We start from the raw sequence: 10,449 nt of genomic DNA, 5'->3' as shown, positions 1-10,449 counted from the left end.
GAAGTGAGTGAAGTTTGCATCAGAGAAATCATTGATATAAAGAGAGATGATCTTATTCTTTATATCCAAAGGAACTGTAGAAGCAGGCAGTCTTCCACGGTTGCCATGCACGAAACCCTTCTTTCCCTGTTCTTTATATTTAATGATAAGTCTATTGATGGTTCTTACAGTACAGCCAAGCTTAGTAGCTGCTCTCTTCTTGTTTCCATTTGTGTCTACAAGCTTCTTAATTATTTCATACTTATTCTGTTCATTCATTCTCAATTCAACCTTTCTCATAATAACCTCCCACGGAGGTTATAGTTTAACACGGCAAGTTGATATTGTCCCAATTGGGACAATATCAACTTGGATACATTGAGACATTATCACATTGGAATCAGACATTCTATTTTTATATAATGAAAATACTTGTTTTATAACAATCTTTTCACTATAATGACATTAGTTATATGACTGACGGAAGTGGAATTGACCACAGGGAGTATAATAAATCAAATGAAGAAGCCGACCGTCTGGGCAAAGAAGCCTGGAGTATGTGTCGGCTTCTTTTTTTGGAGGAATCTATGAAAGAATTAGAATTAAAGTATGGCTGTAACCCTAATCAGAAACCTGCTAAGGTATTTATGGAAGAAGGAGAACTTCCTTTTACTGTCTTAAATGGTAAACCTGGTTATATCAACTTATTAGATGCTTTTAATAGCTGGCAGTTAGTGAAGGAATTAAAGGAAGCAACTCATATGAGCTGTGCTGCAAGTTTTAAGCATGTATCTCCTGCTGGTGTAGCTATTGGGACACCTTTAACTGAAGTAGAAAGACAGATGTATTTTGTAAAGGAAAGTGCCGAAGTGTTAAGTCCTATCGCAAATGCCTATATTAAAGCAAGAGGTAGTGACCGTATGAGTTCATATGGTGATTTCTGTGCTCTTTCTGATGTATGTGATGAAGTAACTGCTAAGCTTATTAATCGTGAAGTCAGTGATGGTATTATTGCCCCTGGTTATACAAAAGAAGCATTAGAAATACTTAAGAAGAAAAGAAGAGGCACTTATTGTGTATTACAGATGGATCCTCACTATGTACCTAATCCAGTAGAAATTAAGCAAGTATTTGGTATTACATTCCAGCAAGGTAGAAATAACTGTGTGATTAATGAAGAAATGTTTAAGGATGTTGTATCTAAAAATAAAGATATCCCTGAACATGCGTTACATGACTTAATCCTTTCTATGATTACATTAAAATATACACAGTCTAATTCCGTATGTTATGTCAAGAATGGTCAGGCTATTGGTATTGGAGCTGGTCAGCAGTCTCGTATTCATTGTACAAGACTTGCTGGTAATAAGGCAGATGTATGGTTCTTACGTCAGCATCCTAAGGTATTAAGTTTACAGTTTGCTGATGGTTTAAAACGTGCTGAAAAGGATAATACAATTGATGCATATGTATCAGATGATTATGAAGATGTGCTAGGTGATGATGTATGGCAGAACTATTTCAAAGTAAAGCCAGAAGTATTCACTAGAGAAGAAAAGAAAGAATGGTTAAAGAAGAATACAGATGTCGTACTAGGTAGTGATGCATTCTTCCCATTTGGAGATAATATTGAACGTGCTCATAAAAGTGGTGTGAAGTATGTAGGTGAACCAGGTGGTTCTATCCGTGATGATCATGTTATCGATACTTGTGATAAGTATGATATGGTACTCGCATTTACTCATCAAAGATTATTCCATCATTAATCCCCTACTTTTGTTGTAACTGTGTTATAATGCACTTTATGAAAATTAATGAGAATGTAAAAATTAAAGAACTCACTACAATGCGCCTAGGCGGTCTAGCGCGTTATGTGATTGAATTAGAGACCGTAGAAGATGCAGAAAAAGCTTACTTATTTGCGAAAGAACGTCAATTACCTGTATTTATTCTAGGTACAGGAAGTAATGTAATTGGAAAAGATGAAGGTTTCAAGGGGGTTATTCTTTTAAACCGTATTAAAGGTATACGTTTTATTGATGAATTGACGATTGACGCAATGGGTGGAGAACTACTTGATGATTTAGTTGCTTTTACTACAAAAAAGAATTTATCTGGTATTGAAGCATTAAGTGCTATTCCTGGTACTGTCGGTGCTGCACCTGTCCAAAATGTAGGTGCTTATGGTCAGGAAATAGAACAGGTATTAGAGTCTGTGCATGCTTATGATTTAAAGGAAGAGAAGTATGTCACTATTAAGAAAGAAGATATGAATCTAGGTTATAGACAAAGCATCTTTAATCAGGGTAAAGATGCTGGACGTTATTTGATTATCTCTATAAGAATTCATTTAAGTCATGATAGACTTACTCCTCCTTTCTATACTTCTTTACAAAGTTATGTAGAAGAACATCAGATTACTGATTTTTCTCCTAAATCTATTAGAGAGATGGTTACTGAAATACGTTGGTCTAAGTTACCTAAACCAGAAGAAATGGCAAGTTCTGGATCATTCTTTAAGAATGTATATTTAGATGATCAGGAAGCAGAACGTTTAAGAAATATGAATGTTCCTGTCTGGGAAGGTAATAAAGTCCCTTCTGGATGGTTAATAGACCATGCTGGATTAAAGGGTAAATCATTTTATGGTATGCGTGTATCAGAAGAAGCTGCACTGATCTTAATTAATGAAAGTGCACAAAGCTATGCTCACTTAAAACAGGCAAGAGAAGAAATTGTTTCTATTATTGAAAAGAAATATGGTCTAACTCTAAAACAGGAACCTGTTGAACTGGAATAAGATTTATTCCAGTTTTTTTGTGTTCTTTCTTATGATATAATTAGTTAGATTAGGAGGAATTGCTATGTTATTTATCACTGACAATGAATTTGAACGTGTTGTATCTAGAGCACGTAACCGTGATATTGCACGAGAATATTATCGAAGAGATTATGTTGTAAATGTTTCTATCACTATAGATAATCGTGGTTATTATCATATATCTGGTAAAGTTATGATTAATGGTAATATCTATCTTCCCCGTGTTCTTGTGAATCCCAATTCTAAAATAGTATCAACAGACTGTAATTGTATATATGCTGATGAATATACGGCCTGTGGACATATAGGAGCCCTTATTTTAAAGGTTCAGGAGTTATCTCCCAATACATTCCCTTATCGTTATGCTGTTGATTTAGAAAAGCGTGCACAGGAAGAAAAGAAAAGTGCTATGAGAGAACGTCTTTTATGGGAACAGCAGATGGCTGAATTTAGAAGAATGGAAAGAGAAAAGGAAACCAATGCATTGACTGATTATATTAAGAATCAGTTAGTCAATCAGTTTACACCTGTAAGTTCTAAACCCGTTCATTTAAAGCTGCTTCGTGCAGATGGATGGAATTTTAATATCACATTTAAGGTAGGACGTGAAAGAGATTATATTGTAAAGAGTATTCCTAACTTTGTATCACAAATGCAAAATAATGAATATCATGCTTATGGAAAGACGTTATCTTTTGTTCATAATCCTGATATTCTAGATGAACCATCTAAAAAGATTTACCAATTCATTCTGAGATTCTATCATTCTCATCTTGCTAATAATAATACGTTATTTATTGACAATGAGAATATTGATGCTTTATGGGAGTTACTTACAACTATTCCTGCATCTTTACATGCTTTTAAATGTATAGAGGGTGAATTACATCCTATGGTATCAGTGACTAAAGATAAACATGATACAATTCTAGAACTAGAAACAAATATAGCACCTTATTTTTCTGGAAAAAAATGTTTATATCAATATACACCTTCAGAATTCACTATCACTCGTTATCCTTTCGATAAACAGGGTGTTACTATTGAGTTATTGAATCGTTTTGATACATTACAGCGTCTTTATGTAGCGCATGAACAGTTAGAAAACTTTACTCGTTATATTATTTCTCCTACAAAGAAATATATTGAGTATGTAGGTTTAGAGGATACAATCCAAGAAGAATCACATCTAGAAATCTATGCAGATGTAGATGAAGATGAATATGCTTTAGTTAGCCTAATTGGAACATATGAGGATGGAACACATGATCTTCTTAAAGAAGATGTACCTCATTCTTTAAAAGCAGATCTCATTATTAGTTTCTTAGAGAAATATAATCCTGATGATATGTCAGGACCTATGCGTTTTGATACACATCGCGATGAAACAATAGATATGATTCATGATGGTTTAGGACATCTTAATAAGATGACAGATGTTTATGTATCTGATTCTTTACAAGCGATTGGTTCTAAGAAGTCTATGAACTTATCTGTTGGTATTAAGGTCTCTCATAATCTATTAGAAATGGACTTAGATTCTTTAGATGTGCCTAAAGAAGAATTAGCTAATATTATTGCAAGTCATAGGAAAAAGAAACGTTATCATCGTTTAAAGAATGGTCAGTTATTATATATTGATACACATGAATTAGATGAGTTAGGTAATATGATGGATCAGTATCATATTCTACCTAAAGATATTTCTGAAGATGGTACAATTGATTTAAATCTAAATAGAGCACATCAAATGGACTTAGCAACACAGGACTTCCAGTATGTACAGGTCAATCGTGAAGAATCATTTAAGGATGTATTGGATCATTTAAAGAACTATACACATCATAAACATGCATTAAATGAACGCTATGATGCCATCTTAAGAGATTATCAGAAAGAAGGTTTCCAATGGCTTTCTACTATGAATGATCTACATTTTGGTGGTATTCTTGCAGATGATATGGGTTTAGGTAAAACAATCCAGATTATGAGTTTATTAGAAAGTAATGAACATCACTTTTCTATTATCATTTGTCCTGCTTCATTGATTTTAAACTGGTTGGATGAGTTTAATAAGTTCTCTTCTCATTTAAAGGTGACTTGTGTAATGGGAAGTGCAAAGGAACGTAAAGAGATTATTAAAAACTATAAGCAGTTTGATGTGATGATTACTTCTTATGATTATATTCGTAAGGATTATGAACAATATAAGGATATTGTATTTGATTTTATTGTTTTAGATGAAGCACAGTATATTAAGAATCAGAAGACTAAGAATGCGATTGCAGTTAAATCACTAGAAGGTAAACAACGCTATGCATTAACTGGTACACCTATTGAAAACTCACTTGCTGAATTGTGGTCCATCTTTGATTTCTTAAATAAAGACTATTTATATAACTATCGTTATTTTAAATCTCATTATGAAGCACCTATTGTAAAGGATCATGATGAAGAGGTTCAGACACAATTGCAGAAGATGATTTCACCTTTTGTATTAAGACGTACGAAAAATGAAGTATTAAAAGATTTACCTGATAAGATTGAAAATACTGTACTTGTAGACTTCAGTGAAGATGAAAAGAAGCTCTATTTAGCTCATTTAGCACAGGCTAATCAGTTGTTAAAGACTTTAGATGGTTCTAAGGACCGTATTCAGATTCTTGCGATGTTGACAAAGTTAAGACAGATCTGTTGTGAACCTCGTATTGTCTTTGATGATGTAAAACATATGTCTTCTAAGATGGAAGCATGTTTAAATATTATTCAGACATATAAAGATAATAACAAGAAGATTATTGTATTCTCATCATTTAAGAGCTTATTGAATCTTCTTGCTAAAGAATTAGATAAGAGTAAGACATCTTATTATATGTTGACTGGTGATACTGATAAAGCAGATCGTAAAGGTTTAGTAGATGCTTATCAGAATGATGATACAACAGTCTTCTTAATTAGTTTAAAAGCAGGAGGTACTGGTTTAAACCTTACTGCAGCAGAAGGTGTTATTCACTTTGACCCTTGGTGGAATATGTCTGCACAGAACCAGGCAACAGATAGAGCATATCGTATTGGACAGAAGAATAAAGTATTTGTATATAAGTTGATTATGGCTGATTCTATTGAAGAAAAGATTCAGACATTACAGGCAGCTAAGAAGGATTTAGCTGATCGTTTTGTGGAAGGTAACAGTGGTTCTATTACGACTATGAGTGGTGAAGAAATCATGAGTTTATTTAGTGTGGATTAACATGAAGAAGATGACTATGGCCGATATTGCAAAAGTTGCAGGTGTGTCTAAAACAACTGTTTCTCGTTATTTTAATGGCGGCTATGTAAAAGAAGAAACACGGCAGAAGATAGAGAAGATTGTAAAAGAATACGATTATGAACCTAATGTGCTTGCTGCAAATTTAAAAGCCAACAAGACACATACTGTGGGTATTGTATGCCCTACTCTTACTTCATATGCTTCTAGTCGTATGATGATGAATATTGATCAGTTCTTAAAGAAGCATCATTATACGACAATCATCATTAATACTAATCATGATGAGCTCGATGAAATCAAGTCCATTACTAAACTTATACAATTAAGAGTGGATGGTATTATTCTCCTTGCCACTTCTATCACAATGGCACATAGAGATATTGCCTCTAAGAGTTCTGTTCCTATTGTCTTTATGGCTCAGGCTTATGATGATGGTGTGAGTGTTATTAACAATGATTATGAAGCAGGCTATAAGATAGGTGAGTATATTTATTCTAATGGTCATAAGAATGTTGTATATGCAGGAGTAAACCGAAAAGATGTAGCTGTAGGAGTGATTCGTAGACAGGGTGTTTATGATGGATTACAGGATGTACATCCTCATTTTCTAGAAACAGACTTCTCTGCTGAAAAGACGATGGATAAACTTAATGATTATTTAAAGAATCATACATGCCCTACTGCCATCATCTGTGCAACAGATACAATTGCGATGGGATGTATGAAGGTTCTAAAAGATCACGGTTTACGTATTCCTGAGGATGTTTCAGTGACTGGATTTGGTGGTTATTGGACTTCTACTGTAATGTCCCCAGCTCTTACAACTATTAAGTTCCATTATGCTCATGCTGGTCAGATGGCTGGACAGATTATTCTTGATATGATTGAAGAAAAAGAGGTCGAACGTGCTACACTTATTGACTTCACATTTATAGAAGGAGAAAGCGTCAGAAGTATCTGATGCTTTTTTTTTGAAAAAAATGTGGTATCGGTTTCATATTTTTGCTGACAAGTGTTTACGCTTAATATATGATACAGATGTGGAATCGGTAACACACCGATAAAGGAGGAAATTTCAATGGACTACAATAAAGTCGCAAAAGAAGTCATCTCCCATGTTGGCGGACCTAAGAACATCAAAAAGGCATTTCATTGTGCTACACGTTTAAGATTGATGTTGAAGGATCCATCATTGGCAGATGAAAAAGCTTTAGAATCTGTAGATGGAGTTAAGGGAACATTCCTTGTCCAGGAACAGTTCCAGATCATCTTCGGAAGTGGTACTGTGAACCTTGTCACAGATGAAGTATTAAAAGAATTAGGTATGGACTCTCAAGATCAGGCTGATGAAGAGATTGTAGAAAAGAAGGGAAATCTAATCAGCCGTGCTGTTAAGACATTAAGTGATATCTTCGTACCTATCGTTCCAGCCATCGTTGCTGGTGGTTTATTGATGGGGATCAATAACGTATTAACTGCACAGGGATTATTCTTTGCGAATAAGAGTTTGATTGAAGCTTATCCAATGTGGAAAGACTTTGCGACAATCATTAACTTATTCTCTAATGCAGCATTCACATTCCTTCCAATTCTTGTTGGATTTAGTGCTACTAAGAAATTTGGTGGTAACCCATATCTTGGTGCTGTCATGGGTATGATCATGGTACACCCTGATTTATTAAACTGTTACAACTATGGTAAAGTAGCAACACCTTTCTGGAACCTATTTGGTTTAAAGGTTGCTGCAGTAGGTTATCAAGGAACAGTTCTTCCTATCTTATTTGTATCTTGGTTAATTGCAAAGTTAGAAACTAAGTTACATAAAATTACCCCTTCTTGGTTAGATAACTTAACGACACCATTATTATCCGTATTAATTACTGGATTTATTACATTCCTAGCTGTTGGTCCTGTATTAAGAGAAGCAGGTAATGTACTTGCAAATGGATTACAGTGGTTATATTTCTCATTAGGCCCTGTTGGTGGAGCAATCTTTGGTTTCTTATATGCACCTATCGTTATTACTGGTATGCACCAGAGCTTTATCGCAATCGAAACACAGTTGCTTGCAAGTGCAGCACATAGAACATTCATCTTCCCTATCGCAGCAATGAGTAACGTTGCTCAGGGTGCTGCAGTATTAGCTGTATTCTTCTTATCTAAAGATCCTAAACAGAAATCACTATGTAGTGCATCTGGTATTTCAGCATTACTTGGTATTACTGAACCTGCAATGTTCGGTGTTAACTTAAAACTTAAATATCCATTCATTGGTGCTATCTGTGGTTCTGCTGTTGGTTCAGCTTGGATTGCAGGCACTAAGACTCTTGCAAGTGCTGTAGGTACTGCTGGTATTCCTGGTTTCCTTTCTATTCCACCAGAAAGCTGGGGTAACTATGGTATTGGTATGGTTCTTGCAATCGTAGTGGCATTCATTGTTACTTGTATCCTGCACAAAAGAAATGTAGAAGGTAAAACTCCTGCTAAAAACGAAAACTTTGCTGCACCTATGAAAGGCACAGTCGCTTCTATTACCGAATGTCCCGATCCAACATTCGCTTCTAAAGCTATGGGTGATGGTTTCGTCGTATTCCCAGAAGATGGTAAGTTTTATGCACCAGCGAATGCTGAAGTGACTATGACTTTCCCTACTAAGCATGCATTTGGTTTAATGACAAATGATGGTACAGAAATTCTTGTACATATTGGTTTAGATACTGTTGAATTAAATGGTGAACCTTTCACTATGCACGTTAAAAAAGGTGACAAAGTAAAGAAAGGTCAGTTACTCGTTGATGTTGATTTAAAGGCTATTGAAGCAGCTGGTAAAGAAACTGCGACTGCAGTAATTATTACAAATGGCAAAGCAGTGAACTTAATTAAGAGTGGTGCTGTTGATGCTAAAACAGATGTTGTAGAAATAGCGAATCCAGTTGTAGAAGTTAAGGCTGCATAAGGAGATTCTTATGAAGGAAATGTACAAACTAAAATATCATCTAGAACCTATATCTGGATGGATGAATGATCCTAATGGTCTTGTAGAAAAAGATGGAGTATATCACATCTATTATCAGTATTCTTACGAACCTGAAGGTGGATTAAAGTATTGGAAACAATTCACCACTAAAGATTTCCTTCACTATCAGGATGAGGGGATTGCCCTCTCTCCTGATCATCCTCATGATCAGGGTGGTGCTTATTCTGGGTGCTGCTTCAATGATCATGGATTATTACGTTATTTCTATACTGGTAATGTAAAGCTGCCTGGTGATTATGATTATATCAATGCAGGTAGAGAACATAATGTGATGAAGGTTGATTCACAGGATGGGCTTGTATTAGATCATAAGGAAGTTGTGCTTTACAACAAGGATTATCCTCAAAACATGTCTTGTCATGTAAGAGATCCCTACGTTTATGAAAATGATGGTATGTATTATATGGTTCTAGGAGCAAGAACCCTTGATTCACATGGTTGTGTGATTTTATATTCATCAAAAGATTTAAAGAAATGGGATTACATGAAAACTGTTGACTACCATAAACCTTTTGGTTATATGTGGGAATGTCCGAATTATTTAAGTTTTGAAAAGAAGAAGTTCTTATTCTGTTGTCCTCAGGGACTAGAAAGCCATAACTATGATTATGAAGCTATTTATCAAAATGGATACTTTCCTCTTACAGCAGATTTAGAGAAGGATTGCGTTTTAGAGGACTTTATCGAGTTTGATCATGGGTTTGATATCTATGCCCAGCAGTTCTTCAAAGATGAAAAAGGTCGTATGATCATGGCAGGTTGGATGGGGCTTCCTGATATTGATTATACAAATCCTACCATAGAAGAAGGACGTCAACATGCCTTCACTCTCTTTAGAGAGATTACTGAGCATGAAGGTAGACTCTATCAGTTTCCTATTGAAGAATATAAGTCTTTAAGAGAAGAGAAGAAAGAAGTACATGGAACATCTCTTACAATGAATACGTCTTGCTTTGAATGTCATATAACTGACCTCCCTCAGTCATTCAAACTTCATTTAAGAGGTGTAAATATGAATTATGAAGATGGTCTTCTCACTATCGATATGAATAAAAGCGGTTCAGGTCGTGGTGTGAAACACATTAAAATTCCTGAAATGAATAATATGACTTTGTTTAGCGACACATCTTCCTTAGAGTTATTCATCAATGATGGTGCTTATGCCTTTACTACACGCATTTACAACAATTCAGATACTATTGAAATTATAAGTAATAAAAAAATTGATATGACTGCTTATCAATTAAAAGCTATTGACTAAGAAGGTAATTTAAAATAACTAGGGGTTTCCTAAATTTTAATTATCACGCAGTAAGGGGTGAATCTCACCCCTTATTTCTT

The 10,449-nt window shown here is 34.8% G+C and carries 6 protein-coding genes, 1 pseudogene and 1 riboswitch; of the genes and pseudogenes, 6 read left to right on the top strand and 1 reads right to left on the bottom strand.

The window, feature by feature from the left end; all coding sequences use genetic code 11:
- Positions 1-279: pseudogene (locus tag EAI80_RS10090) on the bottom strand (helix-turn-helix domain-containing protein); the annotation flags it as partial.
- Positions 280-442: 163 nt separating this feature from the next.
- Positions 443-528: riboswitch (ZMP/ZTP riboswitch) on the top strand.
- Between the two features lie 38 nt (positions 529-566).
- Between EAI80_RS10090 and EAI80_RS10085 the strand changes: the two are divergent.
- From EAI80_RS10085 to EAI80_RS10060, 6 genes are all read left to right on the top strand, one after another.
- Positions 567-1,745, top strand: a complete 1,179-nt coding sequence (locus EAI80_RS10085; protein ID WP_129981915.1) for a phosphoribosylaminoimidazolecarboxamide formyltransferase — start codon at positions 567-569, stop codon at positions 1,743-1,745.
- Between the two features lie 38 nt (positions 1,746-1,783).
- Positions 1,784-2,779: a UDP-N-acetylmuramate dehydrogenase gene (gene murB, locus EAI80_RS10080; protein WP_161220329.1), complete on the top strand. Its 996-nt coding sequence runs from the start codon at positions 1,784-1,786 to the stop codon at positions 2,777-2,779.
- A 64-nt stretch (positions 2,780-2,843) separates the two neighbouring features.
- Positions 2,844-6,050 (top strand): SNF2-related protein, encoded by a 3,207-nt coding sequence (locus EAI80_RS10075; RefSeq protein WP_129981913.1) that lies wholly within the window; start codon positions 2,844-2,846, stop codon positions 6,048-6,050.
- A 1-nt stretch (position 6,051) separates the two neighbouring features.
- Positions 6,052-7,032: a LacI family DNA-binding transcriptional regulator gene (locus EAI80_RS10070; protein WP_192924047.1), complete on the top strand. Its 981-nt coding sequence runs from the start codon at positions 6,052-6,054 to the stop codon at positions 7,030-7,032.
- 117 nt (positions 7,033-7,149) lie between these two features.
- Positions 7,150-9,027, top strand: coding sequence for a sucrose-specific PTS transporter subunit IIBC (locus tag EAI80_RS10065; RefSeq protein WP_129981912.1), 1,878 nt, complete (start codon positions 7,150-7,152; stop codon positions 9,025-9,027).
- 10 nt (positions 9,028-9,037) lie between these two features.
- On the top strand, positions 9,038-10,369 hold the full coding sequence (locus EAI80_RS10060; protein ID WP_129981911.1) for a glycoside hydrolase family 32 protein: 1,332 nt from the start codon (positions 9,038-9,040) through the stop codon (positions 10,367-10,369).
- Positions 10,370-10,449: the final 80 nt, after the last annotated feature.

Origin of the sequence: Catenibacterium sp. co_0103, assembly GCF_004168205.1 — a bacterium.
Lineage (GTDB): Bacteria > Bacillota_I > Bacilli_A > Erysipelotrichales > Coprobacillaceae > Catenibacterium > Catenibacterium mitsuoka_A.
The sequence above is the reverse complement of the archived record's forward strand: the minus strand, read 5'-3'. Positions and strand labels throughout refer to the sequence as shown.

Excerpts from the sequence above, each read along its gene's own strand:
- EAI80_RS10075 (WP_129981913.1), top strand. The coding sequence starts at position 2,844 with ATGTTATTTATCACTGACAATGAATTTGAACGTGTTGTATCTAGAGCA.
- EAI80_RS10065 (WP_129981912.1), top strand. The coding sequence starts at position 7,150 with ATGGACTACAATAAAGTCGCAAAAGAAGTCATCTCCCATGTTGGCGGA.
- EAI80_RS10060 (WP_129981911.1), top strand. The coding sequence starts at position 9,038 with ATGAAGGAAATGTACAAACTAAAATATCATCTAGAACCTATATCTGGA.
- EAI80_RS10085 (WP_129981915.1), top strand. The coding sequence starts at position 567 with ATGAAAGAATTAGAATTAAAGTATGGCTGTAACCCTAATCAGAAACCT.
- murB (WP_161220329.1), top strand. The coding sequence starts at position 1,784 with ATGAAAATTAATGAGAATGTAAAAATTAAAGAACTCACTACAATGCGC.
- EAI80_RS10070 (WP_192924047.1), top strand. The coding sequence starts at position 6,052 with ATGAAGAAGATGACTATGGCCGATATTGCAAAAGTTGCAGGTGTGTCT.